Genomic DNA, 19,404 nt, shown 5'->3' with positions numbered 1-19,404 from the left:
TCCGGGGGCGGGTTTCGGCTCGGGCGGCCGGTCGGGGCCCAGGGCCGATCACGGCGGGACAGGCCGGGCCCGGCGCACGGGCGGGCGGGATGTGGCACCGTAGCGGAGGCGCCCGGCGGTCGGTGCGCCGCAGTACGGACCGAAGGGCTTGAATCGCGCATGGGCTCGCACGCCACTCTCACCGTCGCCACTCCCGAGCGGATGGGCCGGCTCGGCCGGGAGCTGGCCGCGTTGCTGCGGCCGGGGGACCTGGTGCTGCTCTCGGGCGAGCTCGGGGCGGGCAAGACCACGCTCACCCGGGGCCTGGGGGAGGGTCTCCAGGTGCGCGGGGCGGTCACCTCGCCGACCTTCGTGATCGCCCGGGTGCACCCCTCGCTGGTCGGCGGCCCGGCACTGGTGCACGTGGACGCGTACCGGCTGGGCGGGGACCTGGACGAGATGGAGGACCTCGACCTGGACGTCTCGCTGCCGGAGTCGGTGGTGGTGGTCGAGTGGGGCGAGGGCAAGGTCGAGCGGCTCGCCGAGGACCGGCTGGAGGTCCGGATCGAGCGTGCCATCGGCGGCACGGCGGACGGGGACGACCTGGACCCGCGCCAGGTGCGGTTGACCGGGATCGGCCCGCGCTGGACCGGGGTGGAGCTGGCCGCGCTGGCCTGAGCCGACCGATGCCGACAGACTGTCGGGAAAGTGTTGCGGGCGGGGTGCCGGGCGTGATGGGATAGGTGCTGCGGTTAGGTCTGCCTAACTAGGGAGGCGCCATGTCGAGCACCACCCCCGCCCCGGAGCGCGCGCCGCGCGGTACCGGGGCCGGAGAGCCCGCCCGCAGCGTTCAGGGCGGGTCGATGCGAGCCCTGCTGGCCGCATGTGCGGCCGCGGAGGCGGTCTCCACCCCGCCGGAGCGGCGCGAGAGTGCGACGCCCGCCGAGCCCGTGACCGAAACCCGCCGCGCGGCCTGACCCCCGGGCCCGCCCGCACGCGCCCGGGCCGGGCGCACCTGAACCGGACGCGCCCGAAGGCGCGCCCCCGCACGCCCGCATCCTCAGGCGACCACGACGACCTTGATGCCGTTCGGCGCGAAGTCCCAGATCAGCTGACCCTCCGGTCGACCACTGCGGATGCCGCCGGTCTTGGCCTTCGGGTCGGCGGTCGGGGTGGCCCCGTCCACCGCCGCGCTGAAGCCGAACACCACGCCGTTCTGCTGGGCGAAGCGCACCACGTGCTCGATCTGCCGGCCGTCCGTACCGGTGGTGGTGGGCGTCCGGCTGTACACCGAGTAGCTGCCGGGGGTCGGCTCCACCGAGCCCGGGGTGACCGCGAAGGAGGCCACCACCTGCGGGTTCTTCTTGGGATCGACCAGCCAGACGTAGTGGCTGCCGACCGAGTAGACGACCCGCAGCCCGCTGCCCGAGCTGGCCGGCAGGGTCGGGACGGTCGGGGTGGCCGAAGCGGTCGGGGTGGCCGAGGCGGACGGTGCGCTCGACGGGGCGGTCGTGCTCGCGCTCGGCCGGGTGGCTCCCGCGCGGTCCTGTGCGCCGTTGGCCTGGAAGGCCAGCAGGCTCACCACCGCCAGGGCCCCCAGGGTCAGCCCGGTGACCACCACTCCAGGACCCATCTTCGCCACGTGTCGCTCCCACCGCCGTCCCGAAATCCGTCGGCCCCATCGTGCCAGGTCCCTCGCCCGCACCCGCACCCCGTAGGACGTGTGTTCCGAACCCGGACGCCTTGTCGATCGGGCGGACCAAGACCGGCAGTGGGCCACGGCTCCGTCCGGTCTAACCTTGACCCGTGCTGCTGCTCGCGTTCGACACCGCCACCCCCGCCGTCACCGCCGCCGTCCATGACGGCTCGGCCGTCCTGGCCGAGACCGACCAGGTCGACGCCAGGCGCCACGGTGAGCTGCTCCTTCCCGCCATCGACCGGGTGCTGCGGGAGGCCGGCGTCGACAAGCACCGGTTGACCGGCATCGCGGTGGGTGTCGGCCCCGGCCCCTACACGGGTCTGCGGGTCGGTCTGGTGACCGCCGCCGCGCTCGGCCACGCGCTGGGCGTACCGGTGCACGGTGTCTGCACCCTGGACGCGATCGCCCACCGGGCCCGCGCCGAGGGCCTCGCCGGGCGGCCGTTCACGGTGGCGACCGACGCGCGGCGCAAGGAGGTCTACTGGGCCTCGTACGACGCGGAGGGCCGCCGCACCGAGGGCCCCGCCGTGGACCGCCCGGCCGAGCTGGCACCCCGGCCGCGGGCCGTCGGCGCCGGCGCGCTGCTGTACCCGGAGGCGTTCCCGGGGGCGCACGGGCCGGAGCACGTCTCGGCCGGCGCGCTGGCCGACTTCGCGGCCGCCGAGCTGGCCGCCGGCCGGGAGCTGCTGCCCAACGTGCCGCTCTACCTGCGCCGCCCGGACGCCCAGGTGCCCGCCGGCTACAAGGCGGTGCTCCCGGCGTGACCGGCCCGAACGGCCCCGACGACGGCCGGACCGGCCCGAACGGCGTGACCGGCGTGACCGGCGGTGCCACCCTGCGCCCGATGCGCTGGTGGGACATCGCCCCGGTGATGGAGCTGGAGCTGGAGCTCTTCCCCGAGGACGCCTGGTCCACCGGGATGTACTGGTCCGAGCTGGCCGAGGCCCACCCCGGTGGCACCCGCCACTACACCGTGGCCACCGCCGCCGACGGCGCGATCGTCGGTTACGCCGGACTGATGGCGGTGGCCGGCGAGGGCGATGTGCAGACCATTGCCGTCGACCGGCGGCACCAGGGCACCGGCCTCGGCGCTGCGCTGCTCACCGACCTGATCCGGGAGGCCGCTCGGCGCGACTGCGCCGAACTGCTGCTGGAGGTGCGGGTGGACAACCCGCGCGCCCAACGGCTCTACGAGCGCTTCGGCTTCGAGGCGGTCGGCATCCGGCGCAACTACTACCAGCCGGCCGGCATCGACGCGCTGGTGATGCGCCTCGACAACCCCCGTACCGAACCGAAGGACCCGAAGGAAGACCGCCATGGCTGACGAACCGCTCGTCCTCGGCATCGAGACCTCCTGCGACGAGACCGGCGTCGGCATCGTGCGCGGCACCACCCTGCTCGCCGACGCGGTGGCCTCCAGCGTCAACGACCACGCCCGGTTCGGCGGTGTGGTGCCCGAGATCGCCAGCCGCGCGCACCTGGAGGCGATGGTCCCGACCATCCAGCGCGCCCTGGACACCGCCGGGGTCAAGGCGAGTGACCTGGACGGCATCGCCGTCACCGCCGGCCCGGGCCTGGCGGGTGCGCTGCTGGTCGGCGTGAGCGCGGCCAAGGCCTACGCCTGGGCGCTGGACAAGCCGCTCTACGGGGTCAACCACCTGGCCTCGCACATCTGCGTGGACCAGCTGGAGCACGGCCGCCTGCCCTCGCCCACGATGGCCCTGCTGGTCTCCGGCGGGCATTCCTCGCTGCTGCTCAGCGAGGACATCACCAGCGACGTCCGTCCGCTCGGCGCGACCATCGACGACGCGGCCGGCGAGGCCTTCGACAAGGTCGCCCGGGTGCTCGGCCTGGGCTTCCCCGGCGGACCGGTGGTCGACCGCACCGCCCGCGAGGGCGACCGCAAGGCGATCGCCTTCCCGCGCGGTCTGAGCGGCCCGAAGGACCCGGCGTACGACTTCTCCTTCTCCGGCCTGAAGACCGCCGTCGCCCGCTGGGTGGAGGCCAGGCGCCGGGCCGGCGAGGAGGTGCCGATCGCCGATGTGGCGGCCTCGTTCCAGGAGGCGGTCACCGATGTGCTGACCCGCAAGGCGGTCAGGGCCTGCAAGGACAACGGCGTCGACCACCTGATGATCGGCGGCGGGGTGGCGGCCAACTCGCGGCTGCGCGAGATGGCCCAGCAGCGCTGCGACAAGGCGGGCATCCGGCTGCGGGTGCCGCGCCCGGGCCTGTGCACCGACAACGGCGCGATGGTCGCCGCGCTGGGGTCCGAGATGGTCTGGCGCGACCGCGCGCCCTCGGCCTTCGACCTCTCGGCCGACTCCTCGCTGCCCGTCACCGAGGTCCACGTCCCGCACACGGACGTGCACGGCCAGGCGTACCAGGCGCTGGGCGGCGGGCGGTGACCACCACCGCCGCGATGTGGGAGGCGCGGGCCGCCGACGGCCGCGGCGCCGACCTGTCCGCCTGGGTCCGCGAGGTCGCGCTGCCCACGCTGCGCGGCTCGGCCGGCCTGGTCCGCGCCGAGCTGTTCGGCGCTCCGGGCGACCGCGTGCTGCTGATCACCTGGTGGACGGCGGAGCCGGTGGCGCTCGCCGAGCCGCCCGCCGGGCTGATCGGCCGTCCGGTGCACCGCTGGTCCTTCGTCAGCGAGCATGTGGAGTAGCCGTTCGCAAGCCTGTCCTGGAACCGAACAGCTGACCGTTACCGTGCATAGCTGAGGAACAGCTGGACGGTACCGGGGAGCGCGGCGCGGTGAAGTGGCACGGGCGGGGCAGGACGAGGACGTACGCGGTGGGGGCGCTGGCCCTGGTGGCCGCCGCCACCGGCTGTGGCAGCGGCGGTGCGGGCGCCGGGCCGGCGGCCACCGCCGCCACGACGCCGACGGCCGCTGCCACCGCACCGCGGACGCCTCCCGCTGCGAACCCGACGCCCGCCGCGGCGCCCGCCGCCGGGGACGCGGCGGCCTGGGCGAAGTGGAACCTCAAGCCGCTGCCGCCCGCTCCCGCGGCGCCCGCGGACAAGCCGATCAAGCTCGAACGGACCGGCGTCGTACCGGTGTTCAGCGAGGTGAAGACCGCCGACAAGGTCGTCTTCGTCACCATCGACGACGGCGCCGAGAAGGACCCGAAGTTCGTCGAGATGCTGACCGACCTCAAGGTGCCGATCTCGATGTTCCTGACCCGGGACATCGTCAAGGAGAACTACGGCTACTTCAAGCCGCTCCAGGCGCTCGGCAACCACATCCACAACCACACCGTGGACCACGCCCAGATGAGCAAGGTCACGCCGGAGAAGCAGAAGTCCGAGGTCTGCGACGCCCAGTCAGCGCTGACCCAGCAGTACGGCAGCGCGCCGCTGCTGTTCCGCCCGCCGTACGGGGACGGTGCCAACACCCCGGCGCTGAACACCTCGGTGCAGCAGTGCGGGCCGCGCGCGATCGTGCTCTGGCGCGAGTCGATGCAGATCCACGACATGCAGTACCAGGCGGCGGACAAGAAGCTGCGGCCCGGCGACATCGTCCTCGCCCACTTCCGGGGGCCGAAGGACCTCAAGGGCGAGACGATGACGCAGATGTTCGGGGAGCTGCTGGCCCGCATCCAGGAGCAGGGCTTCGCGGTGGCCCGGCTGGAGGACTACATCCAGGCGCCCGCCACCTGACCCGGGCCCGGCCCGGGCGGCCCGGGCCCGGACCGGTCTGCGCCCGGCCCGGGCCCCGCGCCCGGCCGGGTCTACGGGAGCGTCACCGGCTGCCCGAGCATCATCAGCGGGCCCCGGTCGGTGCGGCAGAGGATCACCGTGACGCTGTTCGGCCCGCTCAGCTTCAGCTGGCGGCGCAGTTCCTCCGGGGTGATCGCCATTCCCCGCTTCTTGATCACCACGGTGCCGACGGCCCGCTCGCGCAGCAGCGCCTTCAGCTTCTTGATGTGGAACGGCAGCACGTCGGTCAGCTCGAAGGCGTGCGCGTACGGGGTGGCGACCAGTCGGTCCGAGGTGAGGTAGGCGATCTTCGGGTCGATCAGCCGGCCGTGCACCTGCGCGGCCACCTCGGCGACCAGGTGCGCCCGGATCACCGCGCCGTCCGGCTCGTAGAGGTAGCGGCCGACCGGGCCGGCCGGCGGGTCGGGCAGGTCGCCGCCGGTCAGCGAGGCGCCGTGCGGCAGCAGGGTGGCGCGGTGCGGGTGCCCGGCTCCGGTGCCGAACCAGAGCACCGCCTCCTTGACGTCGCCGTGGTCGGAGACCCACTCGGCCTCCGCGTCGGCCGGTACGGCCTCGTGCGGAATGCCCGGGGCCACCTTGAGCGCGCCGATCGGGGCGCGCCGGCCGGCCTCGATCGCCCAGGAGAGCGGCGGGGCGTACGCCTCGGGGTCGAACACCCGGCCGCGCGCGGTGCGGCGGGCCGGATCGGTGAAGACCGCGTCGTAGCCGGTGACGTCGATGTCGGCGACGTCCGCGCACCGCACCTCGACGAGGTCCGCCAGGCCCAGCGCGGCGGCGTTCGCGGCGGTGGCCGCGCAGGCCGCCGGGTCCCGGTCGACGGCCAGCACCTCGATCCCGGCCCGGGCCAGCGCCAGGACGTCCCCGCCGATCCCGCAGCAGAGGTCGGCCAGCCGGCGCACGCCCAGGCCGGCGAACCGCCGGGCCCGCCACTCGGCGACGCTGCGCCGGGTGGACTGCTCGACGCCGTTGGCCGTGAAGTACATCAGGTCGGCGTCCGCGCCGAACTTCGCCCGCGCCCGCTGCCGCAGCCGGGCCTGCCCGAACGCGGCCGAGACCAGGTCCGCCGAGTGCTCCCGGCGCAGCCTGGTCGCCAGCGCGAGCTCCTCCTCGGGCGTGAACTCGCGCAGCTCGGCGAGCAGGGACTGCCCCTCGGGGGTCAGCAGGGGCTGCAGGTTCTCGGTCTCCACCCCGTCATTCTCCCCGGTCGGGGCGTCCGCCCGCCCCGGACCGGGCGGACCGGGGCGGGTGCGTGGCGGGTGGCGGAGCGGGCGGGGACCCGGCCGCGGCATCGCACAGGAGTGCGGCCGGACACCCGCCGTCCGAACCGTTCGGGCGCGCCGTTGGCACTCTGGTTGACTGAGTGCTAACCGCGGCCTATGGTCGTCCTTGGCACTCTCCCCATGGTGAGTGCTAACGCGACGACGTGTGTCTGACCCCCGCGACGGCAGGCCCGCAGGTTCGCCAACTACCTGTTAGAAAACCCCGTAATCTCCGAAGGGGAGCTCGGACGTGACCACCAGCAGCAAGGTTGCCATCAAGCCGCTCGAGGACCGCATTGTGGTCCAGCCGCTCGACGCCGAGACCACCACGGCCTCCGGCCTGGTTATCCCGGACACCGCCAAGGAGAAGCCCCAGGAGGGCGTCGTCCTGGCTGTCGGCCCGGGCCGCTTCGAGGACGGCCAGCGTCTGCCGCTCGACGTCGCCGTCGGTGACATCGTCCTGTACTCGAAGTACGGCGGCACCGAGGTGAAGTACCAGGGCGAGGAGTACCTCGTCCTCTCGGCGCGCGACGTTCTCGCCATCATCGAGAAGTAAGCAGCACCGAGAAGTAAGACGTTCCAGCCCGCCCCGGATCCGTGTCCCAGTGACAGGGGCCCGGGGCGTGGTTGTTGGTTCACGTAAGTCCGGTGGCCGGCGTGCCGGCCGCAGCCCCGAGGGAATAGGGAACATGGCGAAGATCCTGCAGTTCGACGAGGACGCCCGCCGCTCGCTGGAGCGCGGTGTCAACAAGCTGGCCGACACCGTCAAGGTGACCATCGGCCCCAAGGGCCGCAACGTCGTCATCGACAAGAAGTTCGGTGCCCCGACGATCACCAACGACGGCGTCACCATCGCGCGTGAGGTCGAGCTGGACGACCCGTACGAGAACCTTGGCGCGCAGCTCGTCAAGGAGGTCGCCACCAAGACCAACGACGTCGCGGGTGACGGCACCACGACCGCCACCGTGCTGGCCCAGGCCCTGGTCAACGAGGGTCTGCGCAACGTCGCCGCCGGTGCCGGCCCGGCCGCCCTGAAGAAGGGCATCGACAAGGCCGTCGCCGCCGTCTCCGAGCACCTGCTCTCCATCGCCCGCGAGATCGAGGGCAAGGACGACGTCGCCGCCGTCGCGTCCCTCTCCGCGCAGGACACCCAGGTCGGCGAGCTGATCGCCGAGGCGATCGACAAGGTCGGCAAGGACGGTGTCATCACCGTCGAGGAGTCCAACACCTTCGGTGTGGAGCTGGACTTCACCGAGGGCATGCAGTTCGACAAGGGCTACCTGTCGCCGTACTTCGTCACCGACGCGGAGCGGCAGGAGGCGGTCCTGGAGGACCCGTACATCCTGATCAACCAGGGCAAGATCTCCTCCATCCAGGAGCTGCTGCCGCTGCTGGAGAAGATCCTGCAGGGCGGCTCCTCGAAGCCGCTGCTGATCATCGCCGAGGACGTCGACGGCGAGGCGCTGTCCACCCTCGTGGTGAACAAGATCCGCGGCACCTTCAACGCGGTCGCCGTCAAGGCCCCGGGCTTCGGTGACCGCCGCAAGGCGATCCTGGGCGACCTGGCCACCCTGACCGGTGCCACCGTCATCTCCGAGGAGGTCGGCCTCAAGCTCGACCAGGCCGGTCTGGACGTGCTGGGCACCGCCCGCCGCGTGACGATCACCAAGGACGAGACCACCGTCGTCGACGGTGCCGGTGACAGCGAGGCCGTGGCCGGCCGCGTCGCCCAGATCAAGGGCGAGATCGCCAACACGGACTCCGACTGGGACCGCGAGAAGCTGCAGGAGCGCCTGGCCAAGCTGGCCGGCGGCGTCTGCGTCATCAAGGTCGGCGCCGCCACCGAGGTGGAGCTGAAGGAGCGCAAGCACCGCCTGGAGGACGCCATCTCGGCGACCCGTGCCGCGGTCGAGGAGGGCATCGTCGCCGGTGGTGGCGCCTCCCTCGTCCACGCCGCCAAGGTGCTGGAGGGCGGCCTGGGCCTGGAGGGCGACGAGGCGACCGGTGTCGCGGTCGTCCGCAAGGCGCTCGCCGAGCCGCTGCGCTGGATCGCCCAGAACGCCGGCCTCGAGGGTTACGTCATCACCCACAAGGTCGCCGAGCTGGAGGCCGGTCACGGCTTCAACGCGGCCACCGGCGAGTACGGCGACCTGCTGAAGGCCGGCGTCATCGACCCGGTCAAGGTCACCCGCTCCGCGCTGGAGAACGCCGCGTCGATCGCCTCCCTGCTGCTCACCACCGAGACCCTCGTGGTGGAGAAGAAGGAAGAGGAGGCCGACAACGGCCACTCGCACGGTGGTCACGGCCACTCCCACTGACGCCTGATCAGTGACCGCAGGCCCGGTCCGCGCCCCCTCGGGGGTACGGGCCGGGCCTGCGGCGTGTCCCGCGCTTCACTCTTCAACTATCAGTTGAATTTTGCATAACGTAAAGATTGCCTTATAACTGAGGCATGATCGAGGCCCGCCACCTGCGCGTACTGCGTGCTGTCGCCCGCACTGGCTCCTTCTCCGCCGCCGCCCGTGAGCTGGGCTGTACGCAGCCCGCCATCAGCCAGCAGATGAAGGCCCTGGAGAAGTCGGTGGACACGCCGCTGGTGGTCCGTTCGGGGCGCGGCATGCAGCTGAGCGAGGCCGGGCGGGTGCTGCTCAAGCATGCCACCGGAATCCTGGCCGGGCTCTCCGCGGCCGAGGAGGAGGTCGCGGCGATCGCCGGACTGCGGGCCGGGCGGGTGCGGCTGGTCTCCTTCCCGACCGCGAGTTCCACCCTGGTGCCGCCGGCCGTCGCCCGGCTGCGGGACAGCCATCCGGGGGTGCGCGTGTCGCTGGTCGAGGCCGAGCCGCCGGAGTCGCTGGCGATGCTGCGCGGCGGCGAGTGCGAGATCGCGCTGGCCTTCCGCTATCCGCAGGCGCCCGGCGGCGCCCCGGCGCCCGCTCCCGCGCACGGCACGCCGCGCGAGGCCCGGGCCGAGGCCAACCTGGAGGCCCAGCAGCTCAGTGCCACCACCGACTGGTCCGATCTGGTGGTCACCCCGCTGCTGGACGACCCGCTGGTCGGCCTGCTGCCCGCCGCGCACCCGCTGGCGGGGCGCGGCGGCGGGCGGGGGCCGGTGGAACTCGCCGAGCTGGCGGGGGAGCAGTGGATCGCCGGCTGCCCGCAGTGCCGGGGGCACCTGGTGGAACTCTGCGCGGGGGCGGGTTTTGAGCCCCGGATCGACTTCGCGACCGACGACTACCCGGCGGTGGTCGGCCTGGTGGCGGCCGGGCTGGGGGTGGCGGTGCTACCGGGGCTGGCGCTGGAGTCGGTGCGCCCCGACGGCGTGTCGGAGGTGCAGGTGCGGACCGCCTCGGGGGCGCCGGCGGTGCGACAGGTGGTCGCCCTGACCCTGCCGGACCTCGCCGAGGTGCCGGCGGTGGCGCTGATGCTGGAGCGGCTGGCGGGCGCGGCGGCCGGGCGCTGACCGAGCCCTCGGGCGGGCGGGCCGACGGCCCCGGGCACCGAGAAGAAACGTTTCTTCACAGCGCGAAACGGGTGCGTGTCTAGCGCGACAGCCCCGTCGGCGCGACCAGCGGGACCTCCACCAGGCGGTTGCGCGAGCGGCCCATCATCTCCTCGCGCTCGTCCTCGGTCAGGCCTCCCCAGACGCCGTACGGTTCACGGACCGCCAGCGCGTGCGCCGCGCATTCGGTGCGTACCGGGCAGCGCATGCAGACCTCCTTGGCGCTCGCCTCGCGCGAGCTGCGCGCGGCGCCGCGCTCCCCCTCGGGGTGGAAGAAGAGCGAGCTGTCCACGCCGCGGCAAGCCGCGGAGAGCTGCCAGTCCCAGAGATCGGCGTTGGGGCCGGGGAGGCGGGAGAAATCTGCCATGGCTCATTCCCTTCAGAGGCTCGGCGGCCGCGGACCGGCCATCGGCGGGCTGGGCTGCGCGGCACGGCGAGGCTTCGATGCGCTGATGTGGACACCTGGAAATATGACTTACGGCAACTCCATGGACAAGTCACCCACAGAGTGGCACAACAGTCAATGACCATACAAAAGCTATAAAAACGGGCAAAGTGGGCATGGAGTTCGGCGGGCGCGGACGTGGCAATCGGGTGGTCGACGGGCGCACGACGCTCCGCACCGGCGTGCGGGTCGTGCGCCCACCGCGCACGAGCTGCACAAAAGTGCGGCGTGTGCACCGCGAGGTGGCTGATCGGTAACGGGTCGGCCACGTACAGTGGTGGAGATGGCCCTGAAAGCCGTAACTCATTCGAGTGACGGTCGTTGGAAGTGCGGAGGCGGTTAGCGGGCGCCGGACGTCGGGAACGATCGCGGGAAGTTCAGGCGATCGGCACGGAGTCCGTCGCCAATCGGCCGTGTCGGAGAGATTCGTACCAGCCAGGAGGCTCAACGTGACGCGGATCAGCTGCGGAGGACGACGGTCATGACTTCCGTTCTCGTTTGCGACGATTCCCCGCTCGCCCGCGAGGCGCTTCGCCGCGCGGTCGCGACCGTACCCGGCGTCGACCGGGTCACCACCGCGACGAACGGGGAGGAGGTCCTCCGCCGCTGGGTGGCCGACCGCTCCGATCTCGTTCTGATGGACGTCCGGATGCCCGGCCTCGGCGGGGTCGAGACGGTCCGCCGGCTGCTGTCCGCCGACCCGGGTGCGCGGATCATCATGCTCACCGTCGCGGAGGACCTCGACGGCGTCGCCCTCGCGGTGGCCGCCGGTGCCCGCGGGTACCTGCACAAGGACGCCTCGCGCGCCGAACTGCGGGCGACCGTCACCCAGGCGCTCGCCGACCCGACCTGGCGGCTCGCCCCGCGCCGGCTGCGCAGCCCCGACATGGGCGCCGCGCCGACGCTGACGGCACGTGAGATCCAGGTGCTGGAGGGCATGAGCCACGGCCGCAGCAACGCCGAGATCGGCCGCGAGCTCTTCCTCTCCGAGGACACCGTGAAGACCCACGCCCGACGGCTGTTCAAGAAGCTCGGCGCCTCGGACCGCGCGCACGCGGTGGCCCTGGGCTTCCGGTGGGGCCTGGTCCGCTGATCACCGCCGGTTCCGCCGGCCGCGGCGCGCTGGTCGCGGTTCCCTTCGCAGGGGCGTATGACGTTACGGTCCCGAGGTTGCACCATGGAGGTGTGGAGCACCTCGGGGACCAGCGGACAGGCACTGCGGCGAACCACGGAGCCGCGGGACACTCGGCGAACGGCGCGACGGACGGGACCACCGACGGCGGCGGGGCGGGAGGCGGCACGGTGCAGGAGGGGCCGGTGGTGCGCGGTGGCGCGGTGCCCGGCGCCGCACCGCATAACGTTCCGGTGCACAACTCCGGACGCGGTGCCGCGTTTTCCCGTTCGACCAGGCACCATGGACCGATGCGTGACGACGTTGCCGGTACTTCCGGCGAGGCTGACCCGATGGAGGCCGAGCCCTCCGGACCGGGTCGCGGTCAGTCGTACGCGGATCTCGGCGACGGCGAGCCCGGGCAGGGCCCCGAGCGCGGCTCCGACCACGGCTCCGGCGAGCCGGGCTCCGGTCGGGCCCCGGTGCTCGGCACCGGCGGCTCCCCGCTGGTCGGCGAGCTGGTCGCGGCCGCCGTCCGGGGCGAGGGCCCGGCGATCGACGCCCTGCTCGCCTACGTGCACCCGCTGGCGCTGCGCTACTGCCGGGGCCGACTGGTCCGGCTGCCGGGCGGGGCCCGGCACCACGTGGACGACGTCGCCCAGGAGGTCTGCGTCGCCGTGCTCTGCGCGCTGCCGCGCTACCGGGACCAGGGCCGCCCGTTCGAGGCCTTCGTCTACGGCATCGCCGCGCACAAGATCGCCGACCTGCAGCGGGCCGCGATGCGCGGCCCCGGCTCGACGGTCGTCCCGCAGGACGACCTGCCGGAGGTGCCGGACGAGGCGCTCGGCCCCGAGGAGCGGGCGCTGCTCAGCAGTGACGCGGCCTGGGCCAAGGAACTGCTCTCCAACCTGCCGGCGCGTCAGCGCGAGCTGGTGCTGCTGCGAGTGGCCGCCGGGCTGTCGGCGGAGGAGACCGGCGAGGTGCTCGGGATGTCGCCCGGCGCGGTCCGGGTCGCCCAGCACCGGGCGCTCAGCCGGCTGCGGGCGCTCGCGGAGGAGTCCTCCTGATCGTCCGCCCTGGTGGGGGCCGGAATGGTCCACGGCCGGTGGGTGTTGTCAAGGGCACACGAGGACACATTCGCGGTGCCAGTACCATGGGGTATCGGCGCCTGGGCGGGTCGCCAAAGTTCCGTGGGTGCGAGCGGGGTTTCCCTGGAGGTTCCTCCAATGGCACCGAGCTTTCGGCGGCCTGAGCGAGTGAGCGATGGAGTGCGCCCCACCCTCAGGGCGCGAGCGGATTAGGCCGGCCACGGAAGGTACCCCCAAATGTCCTACAACGCCGCAGGCGTACCCGAGAAGTTCGCGATGCTCGGGCTCACGTACGACGACGTGCTGCTGCTGCCCGGGGCCTCCGAGGTGCTGCCGAACCAGGTCGACACCTCTTCGCGGGTCTCCCGGAACGTGCGCGTCAACATCCCGCTGCTCTCCGCGGCGATGGACAAGGTCACCGAGGCGCGGATGGCGATCGCGATGGCCCGCCAGGGCGGCGTCGGCGTCCTGCACCGCAATCTCTCGGTCGAGGACCAGGCCAACCAGGTCGACCTGGTGAAGCGCTCCGAGTCCGGCATGGTCACCGACCCGATCACGGTCGGCCCGCAGACCACCCTGGCCGAGGCGGACGCGCTCTGCGCCAAGTTCCGGATCAGCGGCGTGCCGATCGCCGACGAGGCGGGCAAGCTGCTCGGCATCGTCACCAACCGTGACATGGCCTTCGAGTCGGACCGCAGCCGTCAGGTCCGCGAGATCATGACCCCGATGCCGCTGATCACCGGCAAGGTCGGTATCTCCGGCGAGGACGCGATCGCTCTGCTGCGCCGCCACAAGATCGAGAAGCTCCCGCTGGTCGACGACGAGGGCCGGATCAAGGGCCTGATCACCGTCAAGGACTTCGTCAAGGCCGAGAAGTACCCGAACGCCGCCAAGGACGCCGAGGGCCGGCTGCTGGTCGGCGCCGCCGTCGGCGCCAGCGCCGAGGCGTTCGACCGGGCCCAGGCCCTGGTCGAGGCGGGCGCGGACTTCCTGGTCGTGGACACCTCGCACGGCCACAGCCACAACGCGCTGGCCTGGATCTCGAAGATCAAGGCCGCCGTCGGCATCGACGTGGTCGGCGGCAACGTCGCCACCCGTGACGGCGCCCAGGCGCTGATCGACGCCGGCGTGGACGGCGTCAAGGTCGGCGTCGGCCCCGGCTCCATCTGCACCACCCGCGTGGTCGCCGGCATCGGCGTCCCGCAGGTCACCGCCATCTACGAGGCCGCGCTCGCGTGCCGGGCGGCCGGCGTGCCGGTGATCGGCGACGGCGGCCTGCAGTACTCCGGCGACATCGGCAAGGCGCTCGCCGCCGGTGCCGACACCGTGATGCTGGGCTCGCTGCTGGCCGGTTGCGAGGAGTCCCCGGGCGAGCTGCTCTTCATCAACGGCAAGCAGTTCAAGTCCTACCGCGGCATGGGCTCGCTGGGTGCGATGCAGTCCCGCGGCCAGGGCCGCTCGTACTCCAAGGACCGCTACTTCCAGGCCGAGGTGGCCTCGGACGAGAAGCTGATCGCCGAGGGCATCGAGGGCCAGGTGCCCTACCGCGGTCCGCTGTCCGCCGTGCTGTACCAGCTGGTCGGCGGCCTGCGGCAGACCATGGGCTACGTCGGCGCGGCCACCGTGGCCGAGATGGAGAGCAAGGGCCGGTTCGTCCGGATCACCTCGGCGGGCCTCAAGGAGAGCCACCCGCACGACATCCAGATGACCGTCGAGGCGCCGAACTACACCAGTCGCTGACCCGCCGGACACCGAGGGGCCCGCAGCCGCGGGCCCCTCGCGCATGTCCGCGAGGCCGGGACCGCCGACGGCGGTCCCAGCCCTCGGAGGCGAGCGCGCGAGTCACAGCGGGTGCGGGATACTGGGGGCGGCCGGGGTGACCCGGCGGGTATGAGCAACAAACCAGAAGGGCTCGAACGAAGTGACTGAGATCGAGATCGGGCGAGGTAAGCGCGGCCGCCGGGCGTACGCATTCGACGACATCGCCGTCGTCCCCAGCCGCCGCACCCGGGACCCGAAGGAGGTCTCGATCGCCTGGCAGATCGACGCCTACCGCTTCGAGCTGCCGTTCCTGGCCGCCCCGATGGACAGCGTGGTCTCCCCGCAGCAGGCCATCGCCATCGGCCGCCTCGGCGGTCTGGGCGTGCTCAACCTGGAAGGCCTCTGGACCCGCTACGAGGACCCGCAGCCGCTGCTGGACGAGATCGCCACGTTCACCGACGAGGCCGCCGCCACCCGCCGCCTGCAGGAGATCTACGCCGCGCCGATCCGGGCCGAGCTGATCAAGCAGCGGATCCAGGAGGTCCGCGACTCCGGCGTGGTCACCGCCGCCGCGCTCTCCCCGCAGCGCACCGCCGAGTTCTCCAAGGCCGTCGTGGACGCCGGCGTCGACGTCTTCGTCATCCGCGGCACCACCGTCTCCGCGGAGCACGTCTCCAGCGGCGCCGAGCCGCTCAACCTCAAGCAGTTCATCTACGAGCTGGACGTCCCGGTCATCGTCGGCGGCTGCGCCACCTACACCGCCGCGCTGCACCTGATGCGCACCGGCGCGGCCGGCGTGCTGGTCGGCTTCGGCGGCGGCGCCGCCCACACCACCCGCAACGTGCTCGGCATCCAGGTGCCGATGGCCAGCGCCGTCGCCGACGTCGCCGCCGCCCGCCGTGACTACATGGACGAGTCCGGCGGCCGCTACGTGCACGTGATCGCGGACGGCGGTGTCGGCTACAGCGGCGACATCCCCAAGGCCGTCGCCTGCGGCGCCGACGCGGTGATGATCGGTGCGGCACTCGCCCGTGCCACCGACGCTCCGGGCAAGGGCTTCCACTGGGGCATGGAGGCCGTCCACGAGGAGCTGCCGCGCGGCAAGCGGGTGAACCTCGGCACCGTCGGCACCACCGAGGAGATCCTCACCGGCCCGTCGCACACCCCCGACGGCACCATGAACCTGTTCGGCGCGCTGCGCCGCGCGATGGCCACCACCGGCTACACGGAGCTCAAGGAGTTCCAGCGGGTCGAGGTGACCGTCAACCCGGCGCTCCACCACCGCTGAGCCGCCCCCGTGCAGGAGGCCCCCGCCGGACGCGATCCGGCGGGGGCCTCCCGCGTTCAGTCCCGGGTGGCCGCGCGGCGGGTGAGCAGGAAGCCGCCGATCACGGCGATGCCGTAGAAGGCCACGTCCAGCAGGCGGCGGTCCGCGCGCCAGACGGTCAGGGCGTCCCGGAGCAGTTCGCCGTACGCGGTGCCGGCCGGCTCGTGCAGGCGGCGGATCAGGCCGATCAGCTGGCCGAGGAAGAGCGCGCCGGCCGCGAGCAGCGCGCCCAGCGGCGGCAGGGCGCGGCCCCGGCCGCCGAGCCGGCCGAGCGGCCAGGCGACGGCGGCGGCCGGGGCGATGGCCAGCCAGCCGACGGTGGTCGCCGCGCGGGCCGGCGCGAGCCCGTACGCCAGCGCGCCGGCCAGCATCGCGGCGACGGCGAGGGCGATCGCGACGGCGGTGCGCCCGGTCCGGCGGCGCGGGGCGGGTCCGGCCGCGGGGGTGGGTCGGTAACCGGCCACCGGCGTGCCGGGCATGCCCGGGGGGACGTAGCCCTCGGGGGTCTCCGGCTCCGGTGCGACGGAGTAGTGCGGGGCCGTCCGCGGCCGGTCCGACCGGCCGTCAGCGCCCGGTGCGGGTGCGGTCATGGGCGTCGAAATCCCCCCGGAAAGACGGTGAGCTGCCGAACGCTAGCAGCGCCCGGGGGCGGCCGGACAGAGTTTTCGATCACAGATCGGGCACGGAGCGCCGGGGCCTTCCCGGTCCGCGACCAGGGTGGCCGGGGGCCGGGTGGTCGCGGACCCTCCGGACAGGGGATGATGGAGGCTTGGCGTTCGGGCCCGCGCCGGGCCGACGCGCCGTCACCTCGACCGCCAGCAGCACATGGGGGAACGTTCCGAATGACCCAGGCGCAGGGTTCCACCGGCCGCCTCCTGGCCGGCCGCTACCGGCTGGACGCGGTGCTCGGGCGCGGCGGCATGGGCACCGTCTGGCGTGCCGAGGACGAGATGCTGGGCCGGATCGTCGCGGTCAAGGAACTGCGGATGAACGGCAGCGTCGACGAGGACGAGAAGCACCGGCTGATCGTCCGGACGCTGCGCGAGGCCAAGGCGACGGCCCGGATCCGGCACAGCTCGGCCGTCACCGTCTTCGACGTGGTCGAGGAGGACGACCGGCCGTGGATCGTCATGGAGCTGGTCGAGTCCCGCTCGCTGGCGGACGTGATCAAGGAGGACGGGCCGCTGCGGCCCGCCCGAGCCGCCGAGATCGCCCTGGACGTGCTGGGCGTGCTCGTCGCCGCCCACGCCCACGGCATCCTGCACCGTGACGTCAAGCCGTCCAACGTGCTGATCGGCGAGGACGGCCGGGTGGTGCTCACCGACTTCGGCATCGCCAGCGTGGAGGGGGACGCCTCGGTGACCTCCACCGGCATGCTGGTCGGCGCTCCCTCGTACATATCCCCGGAGCGGGCCCGCGGGCAGAAGCCCGGACCGCCGGCCGACCTCTGGTCGCTGGGCGGCACGCTGTACGCGATGGTCGAGGGCCGGCCGCCGTACGACCGGGGCTCGGCGCTCGCCACCCTGACGGCGGTGATGACCGAGGAGCTCGGCGCGCCGCTGAACGCCGGTCCGCTGCGGCCGGTCATCGAGGGGCTGTTGGCGAAGGACCCGGCCGAGCGGCTGGACGCCTCACAGACCCGCTCGCTGCTCAAGCGGGTGGTGGCCGAGGCCACCACCCGGGCGGAATCGACCACCGAGCACGCGATGCCGATCAAGCCGGCCGCCGGGGCCGCCCCGGAGCGGGCGGCCGACCAGGCCGAGGGCGGCGCCGAGGAGAAGCCCGCGGGCGGGGGCGCCGGCCGTCGCACGGTCGCCGGGCTGCTCGGTACCGTCCGGGTGGGGAGCCGCGCCAAGGACGCCCAACCCGCCGCGGAGCCCGAGACGCCCGCGGCCGAGGCCGCCGGCACCGGGGCCGGCTCCGCACCCGCGACGGATCCGATCCGGCCGGTGACCAGTGAGTGGACCCTGGGGGCGACCCAGGCCGCCGGTGCCGACCCGCGCAAGGGCCGGCGGCGGCTGGCCGTGGTCACCGTGGTCGTGGTGCTGCTGCTGATCGCCGGAGTGGTGGCGATGGTGCGGGCCTTCGGCGGCGCCGACGGCGGGACCGCCAACGGCGCGGGTGCCACCTCTCCGGGGGCGGGCGCCACCTCGGCGGTCGGCACCGCCGGGTCCGGCACCGCGGGATCCGGCACTGCGGGGCCCGGCACCTCCTCGGCTGCCGCGCCGGGTGCGGCGACGGCCCCGGTCGGCGGCGGGCCCGGTGCGGCCGAGACCACCCCGGCCGCCGCGCCCTCGACCCAGCCCGTCGCCGCACCCGTGACCCAGCCGCCGGCCGCGCCGCCCGCCCCGGCGCCGCCCGCCCCGACGGCGACCGGTGCGACGGTGCCCGCCGGGTACCACGAGTACAAGGACCCGACCGGCTTCTCGATCGTCCTGCCGGACTGGCTGCAGCCCGCCGGCTCGGAGTCCAACCGCCGTGTCTTCAAGGGCAACGGCGGCACCCTGAAGGTCGAGTGGACCACCACCCCGGGCCAGAGCGCCGTCGCCGACTGGCAGGAGTCCGAGCCCGGGCTGCGCGGCCAGGTCAGCAACTACCAGCGGGTGCAGCTGCAGGCCGTCACCTACCGGGAGTGGACCAACGCCGCCGACTGGGAGTGGACCAACGGCACTCCTCGGACGCACTCGCTCAACCGGGGCTTCGTCACCGGCACCCCGGCCAAGTACGGGTACGCGATCTACTGGACCATGCAGGACGCGGACTGGAGCGCGCCGGCGAACGTGCAGGCCCGCCAGGTCGCCTTCGACACCTTCCAGCCCGCGCCGTAGGGCACCCCGCGCCGTAGGGCACCCCGGGCCGCGAGGCCCGAAAGCGGCGCCCTGCGGCCGGGGCCCGCCGCCGGGCGTCAGCCGATCAGGCGCTGCTTGGCGCGGCCGAATTCCTCGTCGGTGAGCGCCCCCGCGGCGTGCAGGGCGGCGAGTCGCTCCAACTGGTCGAGCAGCTCGGCGCCGGAGGCGGCCGGCGCCGCGGGCGCGGCCGGGAGCTCGGCCGCGGTGCTGCGCGCCAGCCGGGCGGCGGCCCGGATCTGCTCGGCGAACACCTCGGCCTTGACCACGTCCTCGAACCGGTGCGAGCCGGTGAGCGCGACCACCAGCAGCACCTCGCCGTTCAACCTGCTCCTGCTGACGGTCGCGTCCGTCACCGCGGAGAGCGGAACCGGGACGGGCGGCTTGCCGTCCTTGAGGAAGAGCAGCCGCTGGGTGGTGAGGACCAGCACGCCCTTGCGGAAGTGGTCCGGGTGGCGCCCCGCCGTGGAGGCGACCGGCCTCTCGTCGGGCACGACGTTCGCCTCGACGGTGCGCAGGGCTTCGGCCCGGTTGTCACGGTTGCTGTTGCCGGCCACGTCGAAGGCCGCGTCGATCAGATCGGTCCAGTCCATGGGACCGAGCCTAGTGGGGCCGTCGGCGGGCCCCGTTCGGCCGGTCGCCGCGCACCCGACGAGGATCGACGGGGCAG

The 19,404-nt window shown here is 73.4% G+C and carries 20 protein-coding genes; 15 read left to right on the top strand and 5 right to left on the bottom strand.

Annotation, left to right across the window (positions count from 1 at the left end; all coding sequences use genetic code 11):
• Positions 1 to 159: 159 nt before the first annotated feature.
• Both tsaE and AB0J08_RS13025 read left to right on the top strand, forming a co-directional pair.
• Positions 160 to 657: a tRNA (adenosine(37)-N6)-threonylcarbamoyltransferase complex ATPase subunit type 1 TsaE gene (gene tsaE / locus AB0J08_RS13030; RefSeq protein WP_360631581.1), complete on the top strand. Its 498-nt coding sequence runs from the start codon at positions 160 to 162 to the stop codon at positions 655 to 657.
• 101 nt (positions 658 to 758) lie between these two features.
• Positions 759 to 956, top strand: coding sequence for a hypothetical protein (locus tag AB0J08_RS13025; RefSeq protein WP_360631578.1), 198 nt, complete (start codon positions 759 to 761; stop codon positions 954 to 956).
• A gap of 83 nt (positions 957 to 1,039) precedes the next feature.
• Here the strand turns inward: AB0J08_RS13025 and AB0J08_RS13020 are convergent, their stop codons facing one another.
• Positions 1,040 to 1,612, bottom strand: a complete 573-nt coding sequence (locus AB0J08_RS13020; RefSeq protein ID WP_360631659.1) for a hypothetical protein — start codon at positions 1,610 to 1,612, stop codon at positions 1,040 to 1,042.
• 173 nt (positions 1,613 to 1,785) lie between these two features.
• On the opposite strand from AB0J08_RS13020, the gene tsaB reads away from it, so the two are divergent.
• From tsaB to AB0J08_RS12995, 5 genes are all read left to right on the top strand, one after another.
• On the top strand, positions 1,786 to 2,442 hold the full coding sequence (gene tsaB, locus AB0J08_RS13015; protein WP_360631575.1) for a tRNA (adenosine(37)-N6)-threonylcarbamoyltransferase complex dimerization subunit type 1 TsaB: 657 nt from the start codon (positions 1,786 to 1,788) through the stop codon (positions 2,440 to 2,442).
• Between the two features lie 80 nt (positions 2,443 to 2,522).
• Positions 2,523 to 3,002 carry a ribosomal protein S18-alanine N-acetyltransferase gene (gene rimI, locus AB0J08_RS13010; RefSeq protein WP_360631656.1) on the top strand — a complete coding sequence of 160 codons (480 nt, stop codon included), beginning with the start codon at positions 2,523 to 2,525 and terminating at the stop codon, positions 3,000 to 3,002.
• Positions 2,995 to 4,083: a tRNA (adenosine(37)-N6)-threonylcarbamoyltransferase complex transferase subunit TsaD gene (gene tsaD, locus AB0J08_RS13005; RefSeq protein WP_360631572.1), complete on the top strand. Its 1,089-nt coding sequence runs from the start codon at positions 2,995 to 2,997 to the stop codon at positions 4,081 to 4,083. The genes rimI and tsaD overlap by 8 nt, the downstream gene beginning before the upstream one ends.
• Positions 4,080 to 4,343, top strand: a complete 264-nt coding sequence (locus AB0J08_RS13000) for a hypothetical protein (protein WP_360631569.1) — start codon at positions 4,080 to 4,082, stop codon at positions 4,341 to 4,343. Before tsaD ends, AB0J08_RS13000 begins: the two co-directional genes overlap by 4 nt.
• Positions 4,344 to 4,432: 89 nt before the next feature.
• Positions 4,433 to 5,338, top strand: coding sequence for a polysaccharide deacetylase family protein (locus AB0J08_RS12995; protein ID WP_360631566.1), 906 nt, complete (start codon positions 4,433 to 4,435; stop codon positions 5,336 to 5,338).
• Between the two features lie 71 nt (positions 5,339 to 5,409).
• Here AB0J08_RS12995 and AB0J08_RS12990 read toward each other — a convergent pair whose 3' ends face one another.
• Positions 5,410 to 6,585 carry a class I SAM-dependent methyltransferase gene (locus AB0J08_RS12990; RefSeq protein WP_360631563.1) on the bottom strand — a complete coding sequence of 392 codons (1,176 nt, stop codon included), beginning with the start codon at positions 6,583 to 6,585 and terminating at the stop codon, positions 5,410 to 5,412.
• A 322-nt stretch (positions 6,586 to 6,907) separates the two neighbouring features.
• On the opposite strand from AB0J08_RS12990, the gene groES reads away from it, so the two are divergent.
• The 3 genes from groES to AB0J08_RS12975 all read left to right on the top strand — a co-directional run bounded on the left by groES (position 6,908) and on the right by AB0J08_RS12975 (position 10,117).
• On the top strand, positions 6,908 to 7,213 hold the full coding sequence (gene groES, locus AB0J08_RS12985) for a co-chaperone GroES (protein WP_014136232.1): 306 nt from the start codon (positions 6,908 to 6,910) through the stop codon (positions 7,211 to 7,213).
• A gap of 133 nt (positions 7,214 to 7,346) precedes the next feature.
• A complete protein-coding gene (groL, locus tag AB0J08_RS12980) occupies positions 7,347 to 8,975 on the top strand; it encodes a chaperonin GroEL (protein ID WP_360631559.1) in 1,629 nt (542 codons plus the stop codon).
• Positions 8,976 to 9,109: 134 nt separating this feature from the next.
• Positions 9,110 to 10,117 (top strand): LysR family transcriptional regulator, encoded by a 1,008-nt coding sequence (locus AB0J08_RS12975; RefSeq protein WP_360631556.1) that lies wholly within the window; start codon positions 9,110 to 9,112, stop codon positions 10,115 to 10,117.
• Positions 10,118 to 10,196: 79 nt separating this feature from the next.
• Here the strand turns inward: AB0J08_RS12975 and AB0J08_RS12970 are convergent, their stop codons facing one another.
• Entirely contained in the window at positions 10,197 to 10,523 is a 327-nt protein-coding gene (locus AB0J08_RS12970) for a WhiB family transcriptional regulator (protein WP_360631553.1), read from the bottom strand.
• A 559-nt stretch (positions 10,524 to 11,082) separates the two neighbouring features.
• On the opposite strand from AB0J08_RS12970, the gene AB0J08_RS12965 reads away from it, so the two are divergent.
• The 4 genes from AB0J08_RS12965 to AB0J08_RS12950 all read left to right on the top strand — a co-directional run bounded on the left by AB0J08_RS12965 (position 11,083) and on the right by AB0J08_RS12950 (position 15,849).
• Complete coding sequence (locus AB0J08_RS12965) at positions 11,083 to 11,694, top strand: response regulator transcription factor (protein WP_014136228.1); 612 nt, start codon at positions 11,083 to 11,085, stop codon at positions 11,692 to 11,694.
• A 524-nt stretch (positions 11,695 to 12,218) separates the two neighbouring features.
• Positions 12,219 to 12,779 carry an RNA polymerase sigma factor ShbA gene (shbA, locus tag AB0J08_RS12960; RefSeq protein ID WP_206671019.1) on the top strand — a complete coding sequence of 187 codons (561 nt, stop codon included), beginning with the start codon at positions 12,219 to 12,221 and terminating at the stop codon, positions 12,777 to 12,779.
• Between the two features lie 258 nt (positions 12,780 to 13,037).
• Positions 13,038 to 14,540, top strand: a complete 1,503-nt coding sequence (guaB, locus tag AB0J08_RS12955; RefSeq protein ID WP_360631550.1) for an IMP dehydrogenase — start codon at positions 13,038 to 13,040, stop codon at positions 14,538 to 14,540.
• A 181-nt stretch (positions 14,541 to 14,721) separates the two neighbouring features.
• Entirely contained in the window at positions 14,722 to 15,849 is a 1,128-nt protein-coding gene (locus AB0J08_RS12950) for a GuaB3 family IMP dehydrogenase-related protein (RefSeq protein ID WP_360631547.1), read from the top strand.
• A gap of 56 nt (positions 15,850 to 15,905) precedes the next feature.
• Here AB0J08_RS12950 and AB0J08_RS12945 read toward each other — a convergent pair whose 3' ends face one another.
• Positions 15,906 to 16,478 (bottom strand): hypothetical protein, encoded by a 573-nt coding sequence (locus tag AB0J08_RS12945; RefSeq protein WP_360631544.1) that lies wholly within the window; start codon positions 16,476 to 16,478, stop codon positions 15,906 to 15,908.
• 252 nt (positions 16,479 to 16,730) lie between these two features.
• On the opposite strand from AB0J08_RS12945, the gene AB0J08_RS12940 reads away from it, so the two are divergent.
• On the top strand, positions 16,731 to 18,716 hold the full coding sequence (locus AB0J08_RS12940) for a serine/threonine-protein kinase (RefSeq protein ID WP_360631541.1): 1,986 nt from the start codon (positions 16,731 to 16,733) through the stop codon (positions 18,714 to 18,716).
• Between the two features lie 77 nt (positions 18,717 to 18,793).
• Here the strand turns inward: AB0J08_RS12940 and AB0J08_RS12935 are convergent, their stop codons facing one another.
• The gene (locus tag AB0J08_RS12935) at positions 18,794 to 19,327 is read right to left on the bottom strand and encodes an SHOCT domain-containing protein (protein WP_360631538.1); all 534 of its coding nucleotides are present in this window, start codon (positions 19,325 to 19,327) and stop codon (positions 18,794 to 18,796) included.
• Between the last annotated feature and the right edge of the window lie 77 nt (positions 19,328 to 19,404).

The sequence above is a fragment of the Kitasatospora sp. NPDC050463 genome, from assembly GCF_040655255.1.
Lineage (GTDB): Bacteria > Actinomycetota > Actinomycetes > Streptomycetales > Streptomycetaceae > Kitasatospora.
Note: the sequence above shows the minus strand (reverse complement) of the source record. Positions and strands in the feature narration are given on the sequence as shown.